Genomic DNA, 22,834 nt, shown 5'->3' with positions numbered 1-22,834 from the left:
ATAACTTTGTATGAGTGTTATTTCAATATTTTGAACTTCTTACAGAGAGGGGGGATTTCTTTGTCAAAACCAAAGATTGGGCTTGCACTTGGGTCTGGAGGAGCAAGAGGCTTTGCCCATATTGGCGTGATAAAGGTGTTGAAGCAAGAAGGCATTCCGATAGATATGATTGCTGGAAGCAGCATGGGGGCGATGGTTGCTGCCTTTTATGGCGCAGGTTCAGATATTGAGAGGCTCTATAAGCTGTCGAGGGCTTTTAAACGAAAATATTATTTAGACTTTACGATACCTAAAATGGGTTTCATTTCAGGTAAACGGACAAAAGATTTAATTAGAGTATTTACATATGGAAAGAAATTTGAAGAACTTGATATTCCTGTAGCAGTGGTTGCTACGGATATAAAAACTGGGGAAAAAGTCATTTTTCAGGAAGGTCCTATTGCCCCTGCTGTCAGAGCAAGCATCTCAATTCCTGGTATCTTCATTCCGGAAAAAATCGGAAATAGACTCCTTGTCGATGGAGGCGTTGTTGACAGGGTTCCTGTTTCTGTAGTGAAGGATATGGGAGCGGATATCATAATAGGAGTAGATGTCGCTCATGTTAAACAAGATATGGAGATAAACTCTATCTATGATGTTATCATGCAAAGCCTCGATATCCTTCAAATGGAATTGGTTAAAAGCAGGGAATTTGCCTCAGACGTCATGATCCGTCCTAGGGTTGAGAAATACAGCTCGAAATCATTTACAAACATACAGGAGATAATTAGTATTGGAGAAGAAGCTGCAAGAGGAAAGATCGATCAAATTAAGCAAAGCATTGTTACTTGGAAGGAGTCATTTGAAGATGAGCCGTAAAATGTATGTACGCACTTTCCTGGTGGCCGCTATACTACTGATAGCATCTGCTCTTTATTCCCTACCTTATTATGTGTCAAAACCAGGAATGGCTAAAGAATTAGAGCCAATTATTGAGGTTTCCGGTGGTGATGAAGCGGAAGGTAGCTTTATGCTGACCACGGTAAGGATGGGCAAGGCTAATATTTATTCCTATATGCTGGCAAAGTGGAGTGATTATCAGGAAATTTATCCGGAGACATCGATTCGTAGCGAGGATGAAACCGATGAAGAATATAATATTAGGCAGTTGCATTTGATGGACGGTTCTAAAAATAATGCAATCCAAATAGCTTATGAAAAAGCAGGGAAAGAAGTGGATTACGAATACTTAGGTGTATATGTTTTGGACGTGCTAAAAGGAATGCCAGCTGCTAAAGAACTGAAGGCGGGCGACCAAATCATTCAGGTGGATAATGTGAAATTTAAGTCCGCAGAGGAATTCATGGATTACATTAATGGGAAAAAGGCTGGAGACGAAGTTGAATTAGTGTATAAGAGGGAAGAGACAGAGAAAACAGCTCATCTCTCGTTGCAGTCTTTTAAAGATGATCCAAGTAGGGTTGGGATAGGCATTTCTCTCGATGATAATCGAAGGGTCATAACGAAACCTGCCATCGCCATAGATTCTGAACAAATAGGTGGTCCTTCAGCTGGATTGATGTTTTCTTTGGAAATTTATAATCAATTAACAGAGGGAGATCTCACAAAAGGCTACGATATTGCGGGGACAGGAACGATGTCAGATGATGGAACAGTTGGCCCAATAGGAGGGATTCAGCAGAAAATTGTCGCTGCCGATAAGTCCGGAGCGGAAATTTTCTTTGCGCCAAATGAAAATGGAGCAGCTGGTTCGAATTATGAAGACGCATTGGTTGTAGCAAAGGACATTGAAACAAAAATGAAAATTGTCCCGGTTGACAATTTTGAAGATGCGTTAGATTATCTAACGAAATTAAAGGAAAAAGAAGAATAAAAAAAGCGCAAGCAGTTCATCTGTTTGCGCTTTTTTTTGTTAAATTTCGATGTCAAAAACACTGCTGAATTTCACTGCGAAATAAACTGGTGGGACTTGGCGGCCTGGGTCAACCTGTATTTTCTTTATTTGATAATAATTGGTGATTCGTATTCTCGTTTCATTAAGGAAGCTTGATATGGGTCAGGTAAGCCCAATGCATATACCTGTGCCGCCCGTAAGTCCGTTTCAATGCCATGCTTTTGATATGCTGATAGTTTAGAGATGAGCGGAACCGGCAAGCCTTTCTTGACGGTGCGAAGGTACTCCTGCCCCCGGGCATTCATGCCAAGGAGTCTGATATAAGAAGGTAGATCATTGTGTATCATTTTTCCCTTTAAGGTATGTGTGAAAATATGGACGCACATCCGCTGGAGTCGTGTCCAGGTATAGCGCTTTGTCTTCATTGCGGCCATGAAGTCTGAAAAGGTTGTAGCTTGTTTTGCCATTTCCTTAAATCGGTGCTCAATGCCTTCCTCGATTTCGTAAATTTCTGCCAACTCCATGAGTGAAGAGGATAGAATCCGGTATTTCAACATAGGCCAATACATTTCCCAGTCATGTAAGGTACGGTAGGTCGATAAATAATGCTCAAGGCCGATTCTTGTTGATTGTGGAATATAGCCAGCAACAGGATCCAATTCCTGTTTTTGTTCCATGATGGCTTTCCGGATTCCTGTTGCACTTGCTATCGACTCGGAAGATAACTGTGTTTCATGGTATCCGGCCGCAACCCGTTGAATCGTATAGGGTTGAATTGAAAAACCGTTTTTTAGGGCAACACTAACATATTCTTTACCAAGAATATTATTAGGCTTCGTCAAATCCAGAACATCATCATTTTGGATTATTGATTGAAAAGCCAGGGAGGCACTTGTCGGATAGCTGTTACCGGCATCCATGGCCGATTTAATGGCTGCATCGAATGCTACAGAATTGTCAGAAAGAATTTTATGTGCCGTTATGAATGGTTCAATTCGGCCATCCTCGCTTCCAAAGCAAAAAGAGTCGCAGCCAAGGTATTCCAAAAGAGAAATCGAGCCTTTTGCAAAGATCTCCGCCTTCTGGGTTGCAAAGGCATAGGGAAGCTCGATGACAAGGTCAATGCCGCCGCGTAAAGCCATTTCTGCCCTTGCCCATTTACTGACAATAGCAGGTTCACCGCGCTGTAAGAATGGTCCGCTCATAACCGCTACCACGACATCTGCCCCTGTATTTTCTCTACTTTCTCTAGCATGTAAAACATGTCCATTATGAAAAGGGTTATATTCGACTACTAAACCGCAAGCTTTCATTCCTTCACCTCAGAGAAAAACTTTGTATTTTTTCAACTTAGTGCTAAAATAGTATTTCAAGTAAAATTACTATAATGATTCTTCGTGATTTTTTGTTTAAAATGAATCATAAACTTGGATAATCAGTTAGGATGACTACATTATAGTGTAAAGAAAAAATATTGACAAACTTATAATTGAAAGCTATAATTATTTTTGTTGCCTTGAGGTGATTTCATTTGAAATGGACGATTAGTCAACTTCAAAAAATTCGGGACAAAGATTTACGGTTTGATGAACTAGTGGATGTCTTAGACATTAAGGAAAGAGACCCGCAAATTCGCGATGTTTCTCCGATTAGAGTAGCAGGAAGAGCTGATATCAACTCGACCGAGATTACTTTTCACTTGCATCTTTCAGGTGAATTAACATTACCATGCTCCCGTACACTGGTAGACGTGAAATATCCGATTGATATTGATACAAAGGAAACCTTTCTTTTAAAGGCAGAAGACACTGATTTCTACGGAGATGATGTCACTGTTGTGGAAGGCGATGTTGTAGACCTTATACCGGTAATTAAAGAAAATTTATTGCTAGAAATTCCGATGCAGGTTTTTTGTGAGGATGTCGATTCGAACGAAGCTGCTCCTCAATCTGGGAAAGACTGGGCTGTTATTTCTGAAGAAGAAAGTAAACATAAGGTTGATCCGAGATTTGCAAAGCTTGCCGACTTTTTTGACAACAATAAAGAATCTTGATTGGAACGAAAAATCGTTAATTCGATTTTTCCAGCTTTTTTATATTTTTTAAGGAGGTGGGAATAATGGCTGTACCTTTTAGAAGAACGTCGAAAACTGTAAAAAGAAAACGTCGTACACACTTCAAGCTTCAAGTACCTGGTATGGTAGAATGCCCAAGCTGTGGTGGAATGACTCTTTCACATCACGTTTGTAAAGAATGTGGAACATACAAAGGAAAAGAAGTTGTCGCAAAATAATTTCTTGACCTACTTGAAAGCTTTGCTTTCTTGATGCAACACGCTAATCAAAGCACAGAGATATTTCTCTGTGCTTTTTTTACCAAGATTTTTGGCAGAATATTTAGAATTTTTCGCAGCTTGACAGACAATTTATTGGAGAAGGTGTTTACATGAATAAGGTGCTAATTGTTGAAAAGGATGTACGCGGTTACATGAAGATTTTATTTAATAGACCGGAAAAAAGGAATGCTGTGAATTATCAATTAATGGACGAACTTGAGGCGGTTTTGTCAAAAGCGGCAAGCGACGACGAAGTAAAGATGCTGGTCCTGACAGGGGCAGGCTCTCAGGCATTCTGTTCAGGTGGGGATTTAAGCGAGTTTCATGACCTCTACACAGAGGAAGAGGCCTTTACCATGTTATCAAAAATGGGTAAGATTCTTTATACACTAGCGGTTTTTCCAAAACCTACACTAGCACTTCTTAATGGGAGTGCTGTCGGTGGCGGGTGTGAAATAGCGACTGCTTGTGATTTTAGATTGGCAAAAAGTGGAGTGAAACTTGGTTTTGTACAGGGGACACTTGGGATTACGACAGGATGGGGCGGTGCTTCGCTTTTACTTGAGAAAATACCAGAGCAAAAAGCGCTGAAACTATTGTTGGATGCAAAAATACATAAAGCTGAAGAAGCCAGGGAATTTGGTTTCGTAGATAAGATAATCGAAGAAGATACGAATGGATGGGAAGAATTTGTAGAAGATTTACTTCGTCATGAGACAGGAGTACTGATGGCTTATAAAAAATTATTGGTCAAGAAATGGAAGGATAGCGGGATTAAAGGAAGAATGGAAGCGGAAATTCGTGAATGTGCTAAACTATGGGCGACTGATGCACATCATGCTGCAGTCGATCGATTTTTAAACAAGAAAAAATAAATGTTACACCCTCTATATTTCTTCTATCTTTCCTAGCATGTGCATATTATGAAGTAAAACTTGCTGGGAGGTAGAGAGATGTCACTTACGAGACAAGATGCATGGACACAGGATGAGGATTTGTTGCTGGTTGAAGTGGTATTAAGGCATATTCGAGAAGGCAGTACACAGTTAAGGGCATTTGAAGAAGTAGGGAAGCAGGTATCGAGAACATCAGCCGCTTGTGGATTTCGTTGGAATTCTTTTGTAAGAAAGCAATATAAATCAGGAATTGAGCTGGCCAAAAAGCAAAGGAAAGAACAGGCTGTAAAGGAAACCGAATTTGAAATGGAAACTGTAGTAGCAGAATTCAAGACTATTGAACAAAAGACAAACGAGGAAAGGGAAAATGAATCTATTACCCTTCAGGAAGTTATATTATATTTAACGAAAATGGATGAATTAATCCAACTTGATAGTAAGGAAAAAGAACGAATTTCTGAGCACTCACTTTTACTTGAACAGGAAAATGATCGTTTGCAGGATGAAAATAGACTGCTGAAAGAAAACTTGAAAGTGGTAGAGGAAGATTATCGTGCCTTAATGCAAATTATGGAGCGGGCTAGAAAGCTCAGTGTGCTAGAAGACGAAAAGGCGAATCCGAAAGTTAGTTTCCAAATGGATAAAAACGGAAATTTGGAAAGGGTTAATAAATAAAAAAAGCGGGTGGAAATATCCGCCCGCTTTTTTTATCAGCTTATTCTTGTGTATCTATGTTAATGTTCTCTTCTTGTTTGACAAATGGGCTCCAAATTAGCGGGTTTTCTCCAAGGTCCCGGTCCATATCATAGGAAACAGCAGAGAAATCCATTTTTTTCCAAAAGTCTTGTGAATGAACTCTTGGGTTCGTTTTGATTGGCATGTTCAGACTTTTAGCGAATTCAACTAAAGCTCTTCCATAACCTTTTTTCTGATAGTTAGGCAAGACTTCAAGTTTCCAAAGAACGAGGAAGTCTCTTGTATTATCAAAATACTGGTCAAAATTAGCACTTTTTTTGTACAGACTCATCCTTGCTACAAGTTTGTCACCATAAAAGATACCGTAAAAAGGTGATTGGCTGTCATTTTCAATGATGTTACCTTCTAAATCATCGAGCATTGACAGTTCCTGTATCCCGTATTCTTTGAATTTTTTGAATTCCTCAAGCGTTTTAAAATTTACAAGTAATCTCTCCACCTTGTATTCCATAAAAAAGCTCCCCCTTAATTCTGATAAACCTCTTCCAACAATACCTTTGAAAGTACCTCAATGCTAAGTTATCATGTGGAATTCCAGCTTAAGGCATAAATCTAGTGTGGCATCAATCGATTCATCCTTGCTGACTAAATGCTTACAGCCGAGTATCCCCCGCCCTTTTTCCTTCGATTTCTCGTCGGCTTAAGATTGGAGGTATCTTTTGTTCCTATAAAGTCAAAAAAATGGCTCGGCTTTTATATCTAATATACCATTAATTTATCTCATAAAGAAGGAAATAAAACTTAGGCTGTCGTATTTATAATTCGCCTCCCCTTATTTTTATAGCGAGCGGAAAAGAGCATGGGGATAGCGATGCAGGGGTTTCTTCGATCGAGGGGAGGAATCGCCGCATGAGGTTAAAAAAGAAAATGTGTTAAAATAGTAAATATATATCAAAAAGTAAGGAAGGTTATTATGAGAATTGGAATCATAGGGGGCGGGGCAATCGGTTTGTTGTTCGCATCTCGTTTGAGTGGGAATCATAGTGTTACTCTTTATACTCGTACAATGGAACAAGCATCCATTATAAATCGTGATGGTCTGTGTCTTATTGAGAATGGGGAAAGCCGGTTGCTGACAGGGATAGTTTCGAAGGCTATGGAAGAAGGTACATCGAGTGAAGATCTTATCATAATAACTGTTAAGCAATATCACCTTTCGCAAATCTTACCCGTTATTGAACGAATACAAGTTCCATTGCTATTCTTGCAGAATGGCTATGGACATATATCTTATTTGAAACAGCTACAATCACCAGTCATCTATGTTGGGGTAGTGGAGCATGGGGCACTGAAACATGACCAGAATACTGTGGAGCATACGGGACTCGGTATCACGCGGGTGGCATCCTTCAAAGGAAGTCTTGATCAGCTGTCGTTATTAGATGAAAAAATCAATCGTTTTCCTTTTTCTAAGAGTGAGAACTATCACTCTATGCTGATAGATAAGCTGATCGTTAATGCAGTTATTAATCCATTAACAGCGATACTATCTGTGGAAAATGGAAAATTAATCAGTAATCCCTTTTATTATCAGCTGTTTCAGGCTCTTTTCGAGGAAATTTCTGCTATTTTAGAATTGCCAAATAAGATGGGGTCATTTGAACATGTAAGATCCGTATGCTTTGCAACAGCAGAAAACCGATCTTCCATGCTTAAAGACATAGAAAATGGCAGGAAAACGGAAATCGATGCTATTTTGGGTTATATCCTCTCGGAGGCAAAGAGGAAAGAGAAAAGTGATTGCGTAACGGCTTCTCTATATAAGATGGTTAAAGGAAAAGAGTTTCAGGGGGGATGAGGGTGTGCCGAACTTTGTATCAAGTCTTGCTGCGATTTTTATTACCTTGCCCTTTATAGGGTATATTCTATTTTTTATCGGTGCTAAACAATTCACTGGAAACCATAGACGATCCGTTCAATTTGCGATGGATATGAGTACATTGCTTTTCGTTTTATCAGTCCATTATTTAATTATTACAATTTGGGATATACATATTCTTTGGGTGATCATGCTGATCATGATTGTCAACGCATTTGTTGTTGTTCTTGTCCATTATAAGGTGAAAGAAGAAATCATTTTTCATAAGGTTTTAAAAGGTTTTTGGAGAGTGAATTTTGCTTTCTTTTTCTGCGCTTACCTACTATTATTTTCCATTGGTTTGATTACAAGTATTACGAAGATATTGACTACATAACATAGAACATAACATCAATTTTCTGCTGCTGGGCAACTTCTTTTGTTTTCTTAAAACAGAATGTTATACTCTAAAAAGAATTGTAGTTGCAGAGAAAGGGAGAACAGAAATGGAGATGAAAGATCTCGCGTTACCATCTTTAAATCGATTTGCATCGGACTATTTACAAAACCGTCTTGAAACTGAGGAGTATTTTCACTATGACCTGTCCAATCCGGACATATATCGTAATAGATACCTTGAATTGATGAACCGTTCGTTTTTACGAGGGGAGTTATCAGATTACATACAACAATACATGTCTCGTTTTCCAAGCAGTGATGCTGTTAATGGAAATATTGAAAGGTTGCGCAGTAACGATTCAGTGGTCGTGATTGGCGGGCAGCAGGCTGGTTTATTGTCAGGTCCACTTTATACGATTCATAAAGTGATATCAATCATTAAGCTTGCTGAAGAACAAGAAAAAGAACTAGGGAAGTCTGTAATTCCTGTTTTTTGGATAGCTGGTGAAGATCATGATTTAGCTGAAGTCAATCATGTTTATGTGATGAAAAACAGTAAACCTAATAAAAAGACATACCCTTCATATCAGCCATATAAAACAATGGTTTCGGATATGGAGCTTGATACGGAAAAGGCAGAGAAGTGGTTCGAAGAAATCATTGAAACTTACGGAGAAACAGCCTTTACGAATAAACTTCTTATTGATATTAAAGAAACAATCGAGCAATCGAACACATTCGTCGACTTTTTTGCCCGTCTGATTCACGAATGGTTCCATGAATATGGCCTTTTACTTGTCGATGCTGGTGATCCGAAACTAAGGGAAATAGAAACAGGCTTCTTTGAATCGATGATTAAAAAAAGTGAACGGATTGCAGAAGTTGTCGTGGAGCAACAATCATATATGCATGCTCAAGGCTATGCAAAAATGATAGAAATGGATAAACAGGCAGCTAATTTATTTTATTATGATACAGATAAAAAAGATCGATGTTTACTCGAACGGGTAGATGGTATGTTCAGCGGGAAGAACGGAGAGGTTTCATTTTCTGAGCAGGAACTCTTGCAAATAGCCAAAGGTCATCCAGAACAACTAAGCAATAATGTCATTACTCGTCCGCTTATGCAGGAAATGCTTTTCCCGGTATTAGCCTTTATTTCTGGACCGGGGGAAATTGCTTATTGGGCAGAATTGAAACAGGCATTTGAGTTGTTTTCAATGAAGATGCCGCCAATCGTTCCGAGGTTAAACATCACGCTTGTAGAGCGTGGCGTTCAAACTGATCTTGAGGAAACAGAACTCGAGTTGGAGACCGTGTTGACTGAAGGAACCACGAATGCTGTTCGATGTTACCTTGATACTGTGAAGGATGAGACGATTGATCAATTATTCGGGCAGTTGAAATCGCAACTTGAAGATAATCATGAAAAGCTATCAGTGCACGCTGTTTCGTTAGATAGAGGTCTTGAGCCGATGTTGAATAAAAATATCGAATTCATCCAAAAGCAATTGGATTTCATGTATGGGAAAATTGGTGACCGTACTAAGGAACGCCACTCGGTTGTATTGAAAAAGTTTGAACGGATAGCAAATTCGCTGTATCCTCTGGAATCACCACAGGAGAGGATCTGGAATGTTTTTTATTACTTGAATCAATATGGACCAGATTTTGTTCGGGAAATTATGAAACTGGATTATCAGTTTAATAACCAGCACAAATTGATTTTTTTGTAGAAAAACTCACCTGATTGGATGAGAGTGGTGGGCTAATGATTTTGAATAAAGAGACTCACCTACCTTTAGGAAGAATGGGAGTATAAAAATCAGCAGAAAGACAGGCGGCCAGCCTGTCTTTTTTTTGTTGGTGGCCATTTGCATGTAAGCCTTCGACAGTATTAGTGTGACTGTGTCTTAGTGTGCGTTAATTCGAGTGAAATGGTGTTGTCTTTAAATAAATTGGCTAAATAAACTTAAGTAGAAAAGAAGGGAATTTTTACTTATAAGGAGAAAGTAAAAACAAGTGGAGAAAGGTGGGGGAATGTGGTACATTGAGATTAGAATGTGGGGGTTGTGGGTATGTTCATGGGAGAGTACCATCATAACATCGATATAAAAGGTCGTCTGATTGTCCCAGTTAAATTCAGGGACAACCTTGGGGAACAATTTGTACTGACCCGTGGACTTGATCAATGTTTATTTGGTTACCCTATGGAAGAGTGGAAGCTGCTTGAAGAGAAGCTGAAAGCCCTGCCTTTAACTAAAAAAGATGCCCGAGCCTTTACCCGTTTTTTCTTTTCGGCAGCAACAGAATGCGAAATAGATAAACAAGGGCGAATAAATATTCCCACGCCGCTTACTTCATATGGCCAATTGGAAAAAGAATGTGTAATTCTTGGTGTTACCAATCGTATTGAGATTTGGAGCAAATCCCTTTGGGAAAACTATTTTTCAGCTTCAGAGGATTCTTTCGCTGAGATAGCAGAAAATATGATTGGCTTTGATATTTAAGGCTGCCCTCAGAAATAGAGTTACTCAATAACCGATTGGAAGGATGTCTAGCATGTTTCAACATACAACAGTGTTATTAAAAGAGACGGTTGATGGATTAAACATCAAACCTGATGGAATTTATGTAGATTGTACTTTAGGAGGGGCAGGTCACAGTCAATACTTGCTCTCACAGCTATCTGACAAGGGCAGACTTTATGCTTTTGATCAGGATGAGACGGCGATTCAGAATGCCAAGGCTAAATTAGAAAGCTATGGAGACCGTATTGTACTCGTTCCTAATAATTTTAAATACTTAAAAGAAGAGTTGAATGCCCGGGGAATCGAGAAAGTGGATGGGATTCTTTATGATTTAGGTGTGTCATCTCCACAGTTGGATACACCAGAGCGAGGATTCAGTTATAACCATGATGCGCCACTGGATATGAGGATGGATCAGAGTGCTGCTATTTCTGCATATGATGTTGTGAATACTTGGTCATTCCATGAATTGATGAGAATCTTCTTTCAATATGGAGAAGAAAAATTTTCTAAGCAAATTGCCAGGAAAATTGAAGCAGCTCGTGAAATAAAACCGATTGAAACAACGTTTGAGCTTGTAGAGCTAATTAAAGATGGAATTCCTGCACCGGCAAGAAGAAAAGGCGGACACCCCGCGAAACGAGTATTTCAAGCAATACGAATTGCTGTAAATGATGAACTTGGTGTCTTTGAAGATTCTTTAGAGCAAGCTATTTCCCTATTGGATATAGAAGGAAGAATATCTGTCATTACATTCCATTCACTAGAAGATAGAATTTGTAAAACAGTATTTAAAAAAGCCAGTGCCTTGCCTGACCTTCCGCATGGACTTCCAGTTATTCCTGATGAATTTAAACCGCCTATGAAATTAATCACGAGAAAACCAATCTTACCTTCAGAAGAAGAATTGGAAGGGAATAATCGTTCCCGTTCAGCTAAGTTAAGAATTGCCGAGAAACAATAAATATAGAAAAATCAGTAAGGGGGAGCATGAATGAGTTCCATAGCCAAAAAAATACAAGAACAGCAATATGAAGACCAACAGCAACAACAGACACATCAAACAGTGGTCATCCGTAAAGCGAAGATATCCATTGGTGAAGTAATCTTACTATGTGCCCTTGCTATTATGGTTACCTTTTTGGGAGTGAAAATAGTTTCTAACCAAGCGGCCATTTATGAAACGAATAAAGAGATCCAGCAAGTCGAAGTATCAATTGATAAACAGAGTAAAGTGAACGAAGATTTGAAAGTGCAGGTTGATGAACTCAGTACATACGAAAGAATTTGGAAAAAAGCTGAAGAGCTAGGGTTCAAGTTAAATAAGAATAATGTGAAGGGTGTGCAGTGATAATGCAGAAACAAAAAAATATGAAGCATGGAGCAGCCGGATTATTCTTCTTATTCGGCCTGCTCTTTTTTGTATTAATCTGCCGCTTTTTGTATATTCAGGTGACAGGCACAGCCGGTGGTGAGGTATTAGCTTCGAAAATCGACAAGAAATATGAAAGAGAACAGGTCATAGAAGCTAAAAGGGGAAGTATCCTCGATACAAAGGGTGAAGTCATTGCCGAGGATACTTCTTCCTATATTTTAAGGGCTGTACTTAGTGAAAAGGAAACTGAACATGTCAAAGACCCAGAAATGACGGCTGCTAAACTTGCTAAATATATAGATATGGATGAGCAGGACATCTATGAGCGCCTTACGAAAAAAGGGGCATACCAGGTGGAGTTTGGGAAGGCCGGCAAGGATTTGACTCAGGTTGTCAAACAGAAAATAGAAAAATTGGAACTGCCGGGAATTACATTTGGAAGAACGAATAAACGCTTTTATCCGAATGGAATCTTCGCTTCGCATCTAATTGGCTATGTAGAAAAAGATGAGAAAACCGGAGAAATGGCTGGTAAGTTCGGAATAGAAAAGTACCTCAATAAAGAATTGCAGGAAACGGATGGAAAACTGACATATGACAGTGACAAATGGGGAATTCTTTTACCGGATACGAAGGAAAAGGTGGTAGCTCCGGATAATGGTAATGATGTAATGCTGACCATCGACAAGAAAATACAAACTTTCTTGGAAGATTCGTTGAGTAAAGTGCAAGAAAAGTATGATCCCGAGCAAATCATAGCGATTGTATCCAATCCCAAAACGGGGGAAATTGTAGCGATGGGGCAAAGACCTACCTTCCATCCGACAACGAAAGAGGGGCTTACGGATACGTGGCGTAACCTTGCTATCGAAGAATCATTCGAACCAGGCTCAACCATGAAAACGTTCACCCTTGCAGCTGCTGTGGAAGAAGGGGTCTTTAATCCCAATGAAAGTTTTACTGCCGGCACTTACAAGACGGGAGCGGGCTCCATCGGTGATCACAGCGGAATCGAAAGAGGAAAAAGTATGACCTTTCTTGAAGGTGTACAACGTTCTTCCAATGTCGCTTTTGCGACATTGGCAATGGATAAAATCGGTGCAGATACCTTCCGAGAATATTTGACGAAGTTTGGTTTCGATAATAAGACGGGGATTGATCTGCCGAATGAGATAACTGGTAAAATTCAATATAAGTATAAGCTTGAAAAGGTTACAACATCTTTTGGGCAAGGCTCAACCGTTACACCTATTCAACAGATCCAAGCAGCCTCGGCAATTGCCAATGATGGAAAAATGATGCAACCGTATGTGATTAAAAGTATTTCCGATCAGGATACCGGAAAAGTATTGAAAACGACAAAACCAAAAGTATCAGGTGAACCGATTTCAGCAGAGACTGCTAAACAAGTACGTGACTATTTGGAAACGGTAATCTCTGCGAAAAAAGGAACAGGGAAAAAATATGCAATTGAAGGATACGAAGTAGCAGGGAAAACAGGTACAGCTCAGATTGCCGGTCCAACAGGCCGATATTTAGAAGGGAAGAATAACTATGTATTCTCCTTTTTAGGTATGGCTCCAAAAGATGACCCACAACTGGTCATCTATGTGGCGGTCAAAAAGCCAAACTTAGGTGCCACTTATGTAGGAGCGGATCCATTGTCTGAGATATTTAATCCTGTCATGCAAAATAGCCTGCAATATTTAAATATAAAGCCTTCTGATGTGAAAAAACAAACAGCCAATAAAATTGAAGACTATACTAATCAATCTGAGAGTTCTTCTGTTAAGGAGCTGGAACAGTTAGGATATGAAGTTAGTACGATCGGAAGCGGTCGGAAAGTTCTCGATCAATCACCTAAAGCAGGGAGCACCCTCTTACAGGGTGAAAAAATAATCCTTCGAACAGAAGGTGATATGAAAGTTCCTGATATGAAAGGATGGTCCTTACGTGATGTAATGAAATTAGCTAAGGTTGCGAAGCTGGATCTCCAAACTTCAGGAACAGGTTATGTGAGTAAACAGAATATCAAGGTAGGTAAAAAGGTTAAGGAAGGGGACTCTTTCAATGTTGAATTGTCCCAACCCGAAGGCGCTGCCGATAATTTATCAAGTAATGAGAATAAAGGGTCTGATTAAAAATATAGATATTAAAAAAAAGAGGGTGATCCAAATAGATCACCCTCTTTATTTTTTTGATTGTTTTCTTAGTCTAGCATTGAGTAGACAAGCATATATATTGAAGCATGTATGAAATGGAGGTGCCTGTTTTTGCGTGTTTCAAATGTTACGGTCCGAAAAAGGCTGGCAATCGCATTGGCAGTAGGTCTCATTGTGTTTTTTATCATTGATATCCGCTTAGGGATTGTTCAATTTTATCTTGGGGACAAGTTGACCGGTTTGGCTAAGGATTCCTGGAGCAGGAATATTCCTTTCGAGGCCAAACGTGGTGAGATTTTAGATCGGAATGGTGTCGAACTGGCAACGAATATATCAGCACCAACAGTATATGTCATCCCGAGACAGATTGAGAACCCAGGTGAGACGGCGGAACAGCTGGCTTCAATATTAGATATGACGAAGGAAAAAGCTTATCAATGGTTAACGAAACAGGCGATGAGTGTCAGAATTCCGGAAGGTAGAAAGATATCTCATGAAAAGGCGAAAGAAATTAAAGCATTAGGGATAAAAGGCGTGTATATCGCCGAAGATTCAAAGCGTCATTACCCATTTGGGGAATACCTCTCGCATGTGCTTGGCTTTACGGGTTCGGATAACCAGGGATTGATGGGAATTGAATTATCCTATGATAAGGAGCTAAGTGGGGAAAAAGGATTTGTGAAATTTTATTCAGATGCCAAAGGGAAAAGGCTTGAGAATATGGCAGATGACTATAAGCCGCCTGTTGATGGAGATAACTTGAAACTGACGATTGATAGCAGAATTCAGACAATAGTCGAACGGGAGCTCGATAATGCAGAGGCGACTTATAATCCTGATGGTCTTATTGCCATTGCGATGGATCCTAATACCGGGGAAATATTGGCGATGTCGAGCAGGCCGACTTTTGACCCAGCTAATTTTCAAAATGTACCCTCTGAAGTGTATAATCGCAATTTACCAGTTTGGAGTATTTATGAACCGGGTTCGACTTTTAAGATCATCACCCTTGCTGCAGCGCTTGAGGAAGGGAAGGTCGACTTACAAAATGAACACTTTTACGATTCCGGGCATGTGGAAGTCTCAGGGTCCACGTTGCATTGTTGGAAAAGGGGAGGACATGGAGACCAAACTTTTCTAGAAGTTGTTGAGAACTCATGTAACCCTGGTTTTGTAGAGCTTGGTAACCGTCTTGGTAAAGATAAGCTGTTTAAATATATTAATGATTTCGGTTTTGGACAAAAAACTGGAATTGATTTAACAGGAGAAGGAAAAGGAATCATGTTTAATATGGATCGGGTAGGCCCAGTTGAGCAGGCAACAACTGCGTTTGGACAAGGTGTTGCTGTAACACCTATTCAGCAGGTCACAGCGGTTTCGGCAGCAGTTAATGGAGGAACATTATATACACCTTACATTGCAAAGGAACTGGTTGATCCAAAAAATGGCGATGTACTAATGAGAAAGACCCCCCAGGCGAAAAAAAGGGTGATTTCAGAAGAAACTTCCAAGAAAGTCCGTGAAGCACTTGAATCCGTTGTTGCAAAAGGAAGCGGTAAAGGAGCATTCGTGGAGTCGTATCGGGTCGGTGGGAAAACGGGTACTGCCCAAAAAGCGGAAAATGGCCGATATTTAGAAAATAATTTTATACTCTCATTTATTGGTGTCGCTCCGGCGGATGATCCGCAAATCGTCGTCTATATAGCGGTTGATAATCCTAAAGGAACGGTTCAATTCGGTGGCGTTGTTGCCGCACCAATCGTCGGAAATATCATGGAAGATTCATTAAGAGCCATGGGTGTAAAGCCAAGGAAAAACCAGATTGAAAAAGAAACGCTCTGGACGGATCCTGTTATGATCGAGGTACCAAATGTTGTAGGTATGAGCAGGAAAGAGCTGCAAACCCAGCTCATTGATCTTAAACTTGATATAGCCGGTAATGGGGATAAAGTCATAAATCAAGCTCCGGATGCAGGGGTTAAAGTAAAAGAAGGCTCTACAATAAGAATTTATCTTGGCGAAAATACAGAATAAGTATAAAATAATATATGATTAGTTAAGGCGGCTGAAGAATCATCAGCCGCTTTGTTTACGGAGTCGTGTAAACCCCGTATAATAAAAATTGGTTTCTCGACAAGCCAAAGTTAATCACATATAATGAATCCTCAAATTAAGTTGAGAGGGATGGAAAAATGAAGCTTCACAAATTACTATCTTATTTACACTCCTTATTTAAGTATGAAGGAGAAAATCCTGAGATCACCTCCATTGAAAATGATAACCGTAAAGTCAAAGACGGAAGTTTATTTGTTTGTATAAAAGGTTATACAGTCGATGGTCATGATTTTGCCCAATCAGCTGTCGAACATGGAGCTTCGGCAGTGATCGCCGAACGGCCGCTTGACTTGAATGTTCCAGTAATTGTAGTCCGTGATTCAAGCAGAGCCATGGCAGTCCTTGCAGATGCATTTTTCGGCCATCCGACCCAAAAGTTGCGCTTGATTGGAATTACAGGTACGAACGGCAAAACGACGACCAGTCATTTACTTGAAAAGATTTTCGAGGATCAAAAGGAAAAAACAGGATTGATTGGCACCATGTATACGAAAGTTGCTGACAAGGTGTATGAAACTAAGAATACGACGCCAGATAGTGTTACGTTACAGAAAGCTTTTCATGAAATGACCGAAGCAGATGTCTCAACGGCTATCATGGAAGTTTCTTCACATGCGCTTGAGCTTGGGCGTGTCCACGGATGTGATTATGATATTGCCGTTTTTACAAATTTAACGCAGGATCATTTGGATTTCCATAAAACCATGGACAGATATAGGCAGGCAAAATCATTATTTTTCTCCCAGCTTGGCAATGCCTACATAGAAAATCGTCCCAAATATGCTGTGCTTAATGCTGATGATGCTGCAACAGATGATTTCATCAAGGTGACCGCTGCTACAGTTGTTACATATGGAATTGACAAAGAAGCTGATATTAATGCCAAGGATATAAAGATTGATGCAAAAGGCACAGCATTCACCTTGACTGCAGGTAAAGAAGAGCGTGAAGTTCAGCTGCAGCTAATTGGTAAATTCAGCGTCTATAATGTTCTGGCAGCCATTTCTGCTGCTCTATGCGCCGGGAACGATTTGGATGAGACCATAAAATCTATTGAGGAAATAGAAGGTGTTGCCGGCCGTTTTGAGCTTATTTCGGCGAATCAGGATTTCCCGGTCATTGTTGACTATGCTCATACTCCGGACAGTTTAGAAAATGTTTTAAAGACAGTCGGGGAATTTGCTGAAAAGAAAATTTTTGTAATAGTGGGCTGCGGTGGAGATCGTGATAAAACAAAGCGTCCAATCATGGCTGAAATAGCTTACAGATTGGCGTCTGACCCTATATTCACTTCAGATAATCCCCGTAGTGAAAATGCCGCCCAAATCCTGAGGGATATGGAAGCTGGTGTAGCTGGTAAAGAATATACGGTTATCGAAGATCGCAGACAGGCAATCGATTATGCTGTTTCCAAAGCCAAAACAGGCGACGTTATCTTAATAGCGGGAAAAGGACATGAAACGTATCAACAAGTCGGTGACGAAGTACTTCACTTTGATGACCGTGAAGAAGCAGAAAAAGCGATTCAAAGAAGGTTGGGTTCAGTCTGAATCATAGATATTTGACCCACCGGACAAACATGAAACGACAACAAGTAGAATTTATATTTGAATTGTGTTAGGAATGAGGGAGTAAGGAATGTTGGAACAAGTAATTTTTTATACAATTTTGGTGGCGTTTTTAGTAACCGTTCTTCTATCGCCGATTTTTATCCCGTTTTTAAGAAGATTGAAATTCGGGCAAAGTATTCGGGAAGAAGGCCCACAATCGCATCAAAAGAAAACAGGAACACCTACCATGGGCGGACTGGTTATATTATTATCGGTGACCATCGCTACATTAATAATGACTTTTAAATTTTCGGTACCATCTACCGAAACGTATTTATTATTATTCGTTACTTTAGGATTTGGTTTATTAGGTTTCTTGGACGATTTTATTAAAGTGGTCATGAAGCGGAATCTAGGCTTGACTTCGAAGCAAAAACTATTGGGCCAAATCGTGATATCAGTCATTTTTTACTTCGTCTTTAAGCAGACAGACCGTTTTAATCCGGAATTGACGATTCCTGGTACTGATTTTGCGATTGATTTTGGCTGGTTTTATCTCTTTATCGTGATTTTCTGGCTAGTCGGTTTTTCTAATGCCGTCAATTTGACGGATGGGCTTGATGGACTTGTCTCAGGTACGTCTGCTATTGCTTTTGGTGCTTTTGCAGTACTAGCTTGGAGTCAGTCACAATATGATGTTGCTATATTTTCTGTAGCAGTTGTCGGTGCTGTTTTAGGTTTCCTTGTCTTCAATGCACATCCTGCAAAGGTATTTATGGGGGATACAGGGTCCTTAGCTCTTGGGGGAGCGATTGCTACCATTGCCCTGTTAACTAAACTTGAAATACTGCTGGTAATCATCGGTGGCGTCTTCGTCATTGAAACGCTATCGGTCATTTTACAAGTAGGATCGTTTAAAACCACTGGAAAGCGTATTTTTAAAATGAGTCCGCTTCACCATCATTATGAGCTTTCTGGCTGGTCGGAATGGCGCGTCGTCGTGACTTTCTGGACAGTAGGGCTACTGTGTGCGGTACTTGGAATCTATTTAGAGGTGTGGATATAATTGAAAGAGACTGTAAAGTATTCAGAGAAAAAAGTATTGGTATTAGGATTGGCGAAAAGCGGAGTGATGGCAGCTTCGCTTCTACATAAATTAGGTGCTTTCGTGACGGTTAATGACATGAAGCCATTATCAGAAAATCCGGAGGCGCAGGGGCTTCTTGAACAGGGAATCAAAGTCATTTGCGGTAGCCATCCGATAGAACTGCTTGATGAAGGATTTGAACTGATTGTAAAAAATCCAGGAATTCCCTATCGAAATCCACTTGTTAAAGGTGCTTTGGAAAAAGGGATTCCGGTTATCACGGAAGTTGAACTTGCCTATCAGATCAGTGAGGCTCCTTTCATAGGCATCACGGGTACAAATGGGAAAACGACAACGACAACGTTGATTTTTGAAATGTTGAAGACCGGTGAAAAATCACCACTTATTGCTGGGAATATTGGGACGGTTGCCTCTGGTGTTGCTGAGAAAGCAAAATCTGATGACGCGATTGTCATTGAATTATCATCTTTCCAGCTGATGGGGATTGAGGAATTCCGTCCTGAAATCTCAATCTTGACGAATTTATATGATGCGCATCTGGATTATCATAGCTCCAAGCAGGAATATGCTGAAGCAAAGGCTGCGATTACGAAAAATCAAATAGCTTCAGATTTCATGATCTTTAATGCAGATCAAGATGCTGTTTTGGCTATGGCAAATAAGTCCAAGGCCGAGCTTGTACCATTTTCAACTGAAGTAAAACATGAGAATGGAGCATATGTCGAAGATTTTGCTGTCTTTTTCCGAGGGGAAAAAGTGATTGATGTTTCAGATATCGCCCTTCCTGGAAAACACAATTTGGAAAATGTGCTCGCGGCAATTTCAGCGGCCAAACTTAAGGGTGTTGCTAACGAAGCTATTCAAAAAGTATTAAAAACGTTTTATGGTGTAGAGCATCGTCTGCAGTTTGTGGCGACGGTTGAAAATCGTAAATTTTATAATGATTCGAAAGCCACAAACATTCTTGCTGCCTCCAAAGCTCTAACATCATTTACAGAACCTGTAATCTTATTGGCAGGCGGGTTGGATCGTGGAAATGAATTTGACGAGTTAAAACCTGCTATGAAAAATGTCAAAGCCGTGATTACGTTTGGTGAAACGGCAGAAAAAATTGAACGGATAGCCAAAGAAATAGGAATAACGAATATAAAACGTGTCGATAATGTAGAAAAGGCCGTACCGGCTGCTTTTGATTTATCAAATGAAGGCGACTGTATTCTCCTCTCCCCGGCTTGTGCAAGCTGGGATCAATATAAAACTTTTGAGCAAAGAGGAGACATGTTTATGGAGGCCGTGCATAAACTGAAATAAGAGCTTTCGCAGAAGGAAGTGAACCTGCTTCTACGTTGACATCTTGGAAAAAAGCGATAATGAGCCGTTATCGCTTTTTTTTGACTAAAGTGCTGACAAGCAATCAGCATACATGTTTTATATTCGTACAGGCTCGAAAAACTTCCTAGAGGTGGATGTCCGTGCCATTAAAAAAATCCAATCCTGATCTCATTCTCATTATCGTCACCTTAAGTCTCTTGACCGTAGGTTTAATCATGGTTTACAGCGCGAGTGCCATTTGGGCGACTTATAAATTTGATGATTCCTTTTATTTTGCAAAAAGACAGCTGCTGTTTGCCTGTGTTGGGGTTATAGCAATGTTTTTCATCATGAATGTGGATTACTGGACGTGGCGAACTTGGGCCAAAATCCTAATCATCATTTGTTTCATTATGCTACTGGCTGTCCTGGTTCCTGGTATCGGAATGGCGAGAAATGGTTCTAGGAGCTGGATTGGTGTAGGGGCCTTTTCGGTTCAACCATCAGAGTTCATGAAGCTAGCGATGATTGCTTTTTTAGCTAAGTTTTTATCTGAACGGCAAAAGTTGATCACCTCCTTTAAAAAAGGGATGCTCCCATCTTTGGGCCTTGTATTTTTAGCATTTGGACTAATTATGTTACAGCCCGATCTTGGGACGGGAACGGTCATGGTTGGAACATGTATCGTGATGATTTTTATTTCAGGAGCAAAAATCAGCCATTTTGTTGGCTTAGGGTTAATCGGGGTACTAGGTTTTGTTGGTCTGATTTTGTCGGCTCCGTACCGGATAAAAAGGATCACTTCGTTTCTGGATCCATGGGAAGACCCTTTGGGGAGCGGCTTTCAAATGATTCAATCGTTTTATGCAATCGGACCCGGGGGATTGTTTGGTCTCGGTTTGGGCCAAAGCCGGCAGAAGTTTTTCTATTTACCAGAACCACAGACCGATTTTATTTTCGCAATACTTTCTGAGGAACTTGGCTTCATCGGAGGCTCGATGATTATCTTGTTATTTTCGCTTATGCTCTGGCGGGGCATTCGAATCGCTCTTGGTGCACCAGATTTGTATGGGAGCCTTGTAGCGGTGGGGATCATTGCGATGGTCGCCATTCAAGTGATGATCAATATAGGTGTTGTCACTGGTTTGATGCCTGTTACTGGAATTACCTTGCCGCTTTTAAGTTATGGGGGTTCATCCCTAACGCTCATGCTGATGGCCATCGGTGTACTACTGAATATTAGCCGCTATTCAAGGTTCTAACCATAATAAAACATGTGTTATATCAAAAGGAAGCCCTGTTCAAACAGTAGGCTTCCTTTTTTATTCTTTAGCTGAAAACCGTTGTGGGGAAGATAGTAGCGGGTACATTGATGCAATTTAGAAATATCTGAAATGCTACATAAAAATTACCATGTATGAATGTTAGGGATTCTATAATAAATATTGGCAATACGGCTTTGTTTAGACTATAGTATAAGAGGGTTAGGCCGCATTGGCGCTTACTTCTGCTCATATTTCTGCTTTTAAATAAAAGGTGTTATTATTTTTGTATAATAAGAGACCTCGTAGGGTGAGGATATGAAAATTATAATTTGGAATTTTTGGAACAACAAGGAGGTTTATCATGAATAAAATGATAAAACAATTAACAGAACTGCAAATCGGCAAAGTTCTTGAACAGGAACCACTTGCGAATCATACAACTATGAAAATTGGGGGACCGGCTGATTTATTCATCGTGCCATCATCCATTGAAAATATAGAAAAAACGATGCAGGTCATCAAGGAACATGCCACACCTTGGAGAGCGATTGGTAGGGGCTCGAACCTCTTAGTCAGCGATGGCGGAATTGAAGGTGTAGTGCTGAAATTGGGCAAAGGACTTGACCATCTTGAGATAAATGGCCCGGAGATTAAAGCAGGGGCTGGTGTGTCTCTTGTTAGCTTGTCTGTACAAATTAGCAAAAAAGGATATGCAGGTCTGGAATTTGCCAGTGGAATTCCTGGCTCAATTGGTGGAGCGGTCTATATGAACGCTGGTGCACACGGTTCCGATATGAGTGAAATTCTAAAGGAGGCGCATGTTCTGTTTGAAGATGGAACGTTGGCCTGGCTTTCTAAGGAGGAAATGGAGTTTTCTTATCGAACTTCAATACTTCAAAAGAAAAAACCAGGAATCGTACTTGAAGCCATTTTTCAATTAACTGAGGGAAATAAAACTGAAATAGTAGAAAGAATGCAGAATAACAAAAACTATCGTAAGGATACCCAGCCGTATAATCTACCATGTGCCGGGAGCATATTTAGAAATCCGCTGCCACATCATGCAGGGAAATTAGTGGAGAATGCTGGCCTAAAGGGACACTCCATTGGTGGAGCACAGATTTCCCCTATGCATGGGAACTTTATCGTTAACACAGGAAATGGAAGTGCAGCAGATGTTCAAGCATTGATACAGCACGTGAAGGACACTGTGTATGACAAGTTTGAAATTGAATTGGAAACCGAAGTGGAAATAATCGGACGGAAATAAAAGAAGATTTATTTTTCATATCCAAATATTGTGGTATAATGTGTTACCTGAAAAGTATAGTAATAAGTTT

Annotated in this window: 21 protein-coding genes; 19 read left to right on the top strand and 2 right to left on the bottom strand. The window is 40.0% G+C overall.

Going from position 1 to position 22,834, the window contains the following annotated elements; genetic code table 11:
• Window positions 1-60: 60 nt before the first annotated feature.
• Both JFV29_RS05055 and JFV29_RS05050 read left to right on the top strand, forming a co-directional pair.
• Window positions 61-858, top strand: a complete 798-nt coding sequence (locus tag JFV29_RS05055) for a patatin-like phospholipase family protein (protein ID WP_053345219.1) — start codon at window positions 61-63, stop codon at window positions 856-858.
• Window positions 848-1,873: a SepM family pheromone-processing serine protease gene (locus JFV29_RS05050; RefSeq protein ID WP_056526530.1), complete on the top strand. Its 1,026-nt coding sequence runs from the start codon at window positions 848-850 to the stop codon at window positions 1,871-1,873. The genes JFV29_RS05055 and JFV29_RS05050 overlap by 11 nt, the downstream gene beginning before the upstream one ends.
• Before the next feature lie 125 nt (window positions 1,874-1,998).
• Here JFV29_RS05050 and JFV29_RS05045 read toward each other — a convergent pair whose 3' ends face one another.
• Window positions 1,999-3,207, bottom strand: a complete 1,209-nt coding sequence (locus JFV29_RS05045) for a nucleotidyltransferase (protein WP_201181556.1) — start codon at window positions 3,205-3,207, stop codon at window positions 1,999-2,001.
• A gap of 218 nt (window positions 3,208-3,425) precedes the next feature.
• Here JFV29_RS05045 and JFV29_RS05040 point away from each other — a divergent pair, with 218 nt between their 5' ends.
• The 4 genes from JFV29_RS05040 (at window position 3,426) to JFV29_RS05025 (ending at window position 5,799) form a co-directional block, all read left to right on the top strand.
• Window positions 3,426-3,947 carry a YceD family protein gene (locus JFV29_RS05040; protein ID WP_201181555.1) on the top strand — a complete coding sequence of 174 codons (522 nt, stop codon included), beginning with the start codon at window positions 3,426-3,428 and terminating at the stop codon, window positions 3,945-3,947.
• Window positions 3,948-4,012: 65 nt separating this feature from the next.
• Window positions 4,013-4,186 carry a 50S ribosomal protein L32 gene (rpmF, locus tag JFV29_RS05035; protein WP_034313929.1) on the top strand — a complete coding sequence of 58 codons (174 nt, stop codon included), beginning with the start codon at window positions 4,013-4,015 and terminating at the stop codon, window positions 4,184-4,186.
• A 152-nt stretch (window positions 4,187-4,338) separates the two neighbouring features.
• The gene (locus JFV29_RS05030) at window positions 4,339-5,103 is read left to right on the top strand and encodes an enoyl-CoA hydratase/isomerase family protein (protein WP_201181554.1); all 765 of its coding nucleotides are present in this window, start codon (window positions 4,339-4,341) and stop codon (window positions 5,101-5,103) included.
• A 78-nt stretch (window positions 5,104-5,181) separates the two neighbouring features.
• Window positions 5,182-5,799 (top strand): RsfA family transcriptional regulator, encoded by a 618-nt coding sequence (locus JFV29_RS05025; RefSeq protein ID WP_201181553.1) that lies wholly within the window; start codon window positions 5,182-5,184, stop codon window positions 5,797-5,799.
• A gap of 40 nt (window positions 5,800-5,839) precedes the next feature.
• On the opposite strand, the gene JFV29_RS05020 is transcribed toward JFV29_RS05025, so the two are convergent.
• Window positions 5,840-6,331, bottom strand: a complete 492-nt coding sequence (locus JFV29_RS05020) for an N-acetyltransferase (RefSeq protein ID WP_053345225.1) — start codon at window positions 6,329-6,331, stop codon at window positions 5,840-5,842.
• A gap of 462 nt (window positions 6,332-6,793) precedes the next feature.
• Between JFV29_RS05020 and JFV29_RS05015 the strand changes: the two genes are divergently transcribed.
• The 13 genes from JFV29_RS05015 to murB all read left to right on the top strand — a co-directional run bounded on the left by JFV29_RS05015 (window position 6,794) and on the right by murB (window position 22,764).
• Window positions 6,794-7,678 (top strand): 2-dehydropantoate 2-reductase, encoded by an 885-nt coding sequence (locus JFV29_RS05015; RefSeq protein WP_201181552.1) that lies wholly within the window; start codon window positions 6,794-6,796, stop codon window positions 7,676-7,678.
• 4 nt (window positions 7,679-7,682) lie between these two features.
• Window positions 7,683-8,075 carry a DUF3397 domain-containing protein gene (locus JFV29_RS05010; RefSeq protein WP_053345227.1) on the top strand — a complete coding sequence of 131 codons (393 nt, stop codon included), beginning with the start codon at window positions 7,683-7,685 and terminating at the stop codon, window positions 8,073-8,075.
• A 109-nt stretch (window positions 8,076-8,184) separates the two neighbouring features.
• Window positions 8,185-9,813 (top strand): bacillithiol biosynthesis cysteine-adding enzyme BshC, encoded by a 1,629-nt coding sequence (gene bshC / locus JFV29_RS05005; RefSeq protein WP_201181550.1) that lies wholly within the window; start codon window positions 8,185-8,187, stop codon window positions 9,811-9,813.
• A gap of 342 nt (window positions 9,814-10,155) precedes the next feature.
• A complete protein-coding gene (mraZ, locus tag JFV29_RS05000) occupies window positions 10,156-10,587 on the top strand; it encodes a division/cell wall cluster transcriptional repressor MraZ (RefSeq protein ID WP_053345229.1) in 432 nt (143 codons plus the stop codon).
• A 52-nt stretch (window positions 10,588-10,639) separates the two neighbouring features.
• On the top strand, window positions 10,640-11,572 hold the full coding sequence (rsmH, locus tag JFV29_RS04995; RefSeq protein ID WP_201181542.1) for a 16S rRNA (cytosine(1402)-N(4))-methyltransferase RsmH: 933 nt from the start codon (window positions 10,640-10,642) through the stop codon (window positions 11,570-11,572).
• 30 nt (window positions 11,573-11,602) lie between these two features.
• The gene (gene ftsL / locus JFV29_RS04990; protein ID WP_201181540.1) at window positions 11,603-11,959 is read left to right on the top strand and encodes a cell division protein FtsL; all 357 of its coding nucleotides are present in this window, start codon (window positions 11,603-11,605) and stop codon (window positions 11,957-11,959) included.
• Between the two features lie 2 nt (window positions 11,960-11,961).
• Window positions 11,962-14,124, top strand: coding sequence for a penicillin-binding protein (locus JFV29_RS04985; RefSeq protein WP_201181535.1), 2,163 nt, complete (start codon window positions 11,962-11,964; stop codon window positions 14,122-14,124).
• Window positions 14,125-14,256: 132 nt separating this feature from the next.
• On the top strand, window positions 14,257-16,179 hold the full coding sequence (locus JFV29_RS04980; protein ID WP_201181533.1) for a stage V sporulation protein D: 1,923 nt from the start codon (window positions 14,257-14,259) through the stop codon (window positions 16,177-16,179).
• Between the two features lie 158 nt (window positions 16,180-16,337).
• The gene (locus JFV29_RS04975) at window positions 16,338-17,810 is read left to right on the top strand and encodes a UDP-N-acetylmuramoyl-L-alanyl-D-glutamate--2,6-diaminopimelate ligase (protein WP_201181532.1); all 1,473 of its coding nucleotides are present in this window, start codon (window positions 16,338-16,340) and stop codon (window positions 17,808-17,810) included.
• 88 nt (window positions 17,811-17,898) lie between these two features.
• Window positions 17,899-18,876, top strand: a complete 978-nt coding sequence (mraY, locus tag JFV29_RS04970; RefSeq protein WP_053345236.1) for a phospho-N-acetylmuramoyl-pentapeptide-transferase — start codon at window positions 17,899-17,901, stop codon at window positions 18,874-18,876.
• Entirely contained in the window at window positions 18,877-20,229 is a 1,353-nt protein-coding gene (gene murD, locus JFV29_RS04965; protein ID WP_201181531.1) for a UDP-N-acetylmuramoyl-L-alanine--D-glutamate ligase, read from the top strand.
• Window positions 20,230-20,390: 161 nt separating this feature from the next.
• The gene (spoVE, locus tag JFV29_RS04960; protein WP_053345238.1) at window positions 20,391-21,491 is read left to right on the top strand and encodes a stage V sporulation protein E; all 1,101 of its coding nucleotides are present in this window, start codon (window positions 20,391-20,393) and stop codon (window positions 21,489-21,491) included.
• A 364-nt stretch (window positions 21,492-21,855) separates the two neighbouring features.
• Complete coding sequence (gene murB, locus JFV29_RS04955; RefSeq protein ID WP_116821762.1) at window positions 21,856-22,764, top strand: UDP-N-acetylmuramate dehydrogenase; 909 nt, start codon at window positions 21,856-21,858, stop codon at window positions 22,762-22,764.
• Window positions 22,765-22,834: the final 70 nt, after the last annotated feature.

Origin of the sequence: Peribacillus sp. TH16 (assembly GCF_016651095.1) — a bacterium.
GTDB classification, from domain to species: Bacteria; Bacillota; Bacilli; order Bacillales; family DSM-1321; genus Peribacillus; species Peribacillus butanolivorans.
The sequence above is the reverse complement of the archived record's forward strand: the minus strand, read 5'-3'. Positions and strand labels throughout refer to the sequence as shown.

What these genes read in the sequence shown, in the direction of transcription:
- JFV29_RS05050 (WP_056526530.1), top strand. Translation starts at nt 848, where the DNA reads ATGAGCCGTAAAATGTATGTACGCACTTTCCTGGTGGCCGCTATACTA.
- JFV29_RS05045 (WP_201181556.1), bottom strand. Translation starts at nt 3,207, where the DNA reads ATGAAAGCTTGCGGTTTAGTAGTCGAATATAACCCTTTTCATAATGGA.
- rpmF (WP_034313929.1), top strand. Translation starts at nt 4,013, where the DNA reads ATGGCTGTACCTTTTAGAAGAACGTCGAAAACTGTAAAAAGAAAACGT.
- JFV29_RS05030 (WP_201181554.1), top strand. Translation starts at nt 4,339, where the DNA reads ATGAATAAGGTGCTAATTGTTGAAAAGGATGTACGCGGTTACATGAAG.
- JFV29_RS05025 (WP_201181553.1), top strand. Translation starts at nt 5,182, where the DNA reads ATGTCACTTACGAGACAAGATGCATGGACACAGGATGAGGATTTGTTG.
- JFV29_RS05020 (WP_053345225.1), bottom strand. Translation starts at nt 6,331, where the DNA reads ATGGAATACAAGGTGGAGAGATTACTTGTAAATTTTAAAACGCTTGAG.
- JFV29_RS05015 (WP_201181552.1), top strand. Translation starts at nt 6,794, where the DNA reads ATGAGAATTGGAATCATAGGGGGCGGGGCAATCGGTTTGTTGTTCGCA.
- bshC (WP_201181550.1), top strand. Translation starts at nt 8,185, where the DNA reads ATGGAGATGAAAGATCTCGCGTTACCATCTTTAAATCGATTTGCATCG.
- mraZ (WP_053345229.1), top strand. Translation starts at nt 10,156, where the DNA reads ATGTTCATGGGAGAGTACCATCATAACATCGATATAAAAGGTCGTCTG.
- rsmH (WP_201181542.1), top strand. Translation starts at nt 10,640, where the DNA reads ATGTTTCAACATACAACAGTGTTATTAAAAGAGACGGTTGATGGATTA.
- ftsL (WP_201181540.1), top strand. Translation starts at nt 11,603, where the DNA reads ATGAGTTCCATAGCCAAAAAAATACAAGAACAGCAATATGAAGACCAA.
- JFV29_RS04985 (WP_201181535.1), top strand. Translation starts at nt 11,962, where the DNA reads ATGCAGAAACAAAAAAATATGAAGCATGGAGCAGCCGGATTATTCTTC.
- JFV29_RS04975 (WP_201181532.1), top strand. Translation starts at nt 16,338, where the DNA reads ATGAAGCTTCACAAATTACTATCTTATTTACACTCCTTATTTAAGTAT.
- mraY (WP_053345236.1), top strand. Translation starts at nt 17,899, where the DNA reads ATGTTGGAACAAGTAATTTTTTATACAATTTTGGTGGCGTTTTTAGTA.
- murB (WP_116821762.1), top strand. Translation starts at nt 21,856, where the DNA reads ATGAATAAAATGATAAAACAATTAACAGAACTGCAAATCGGCAAAGTT.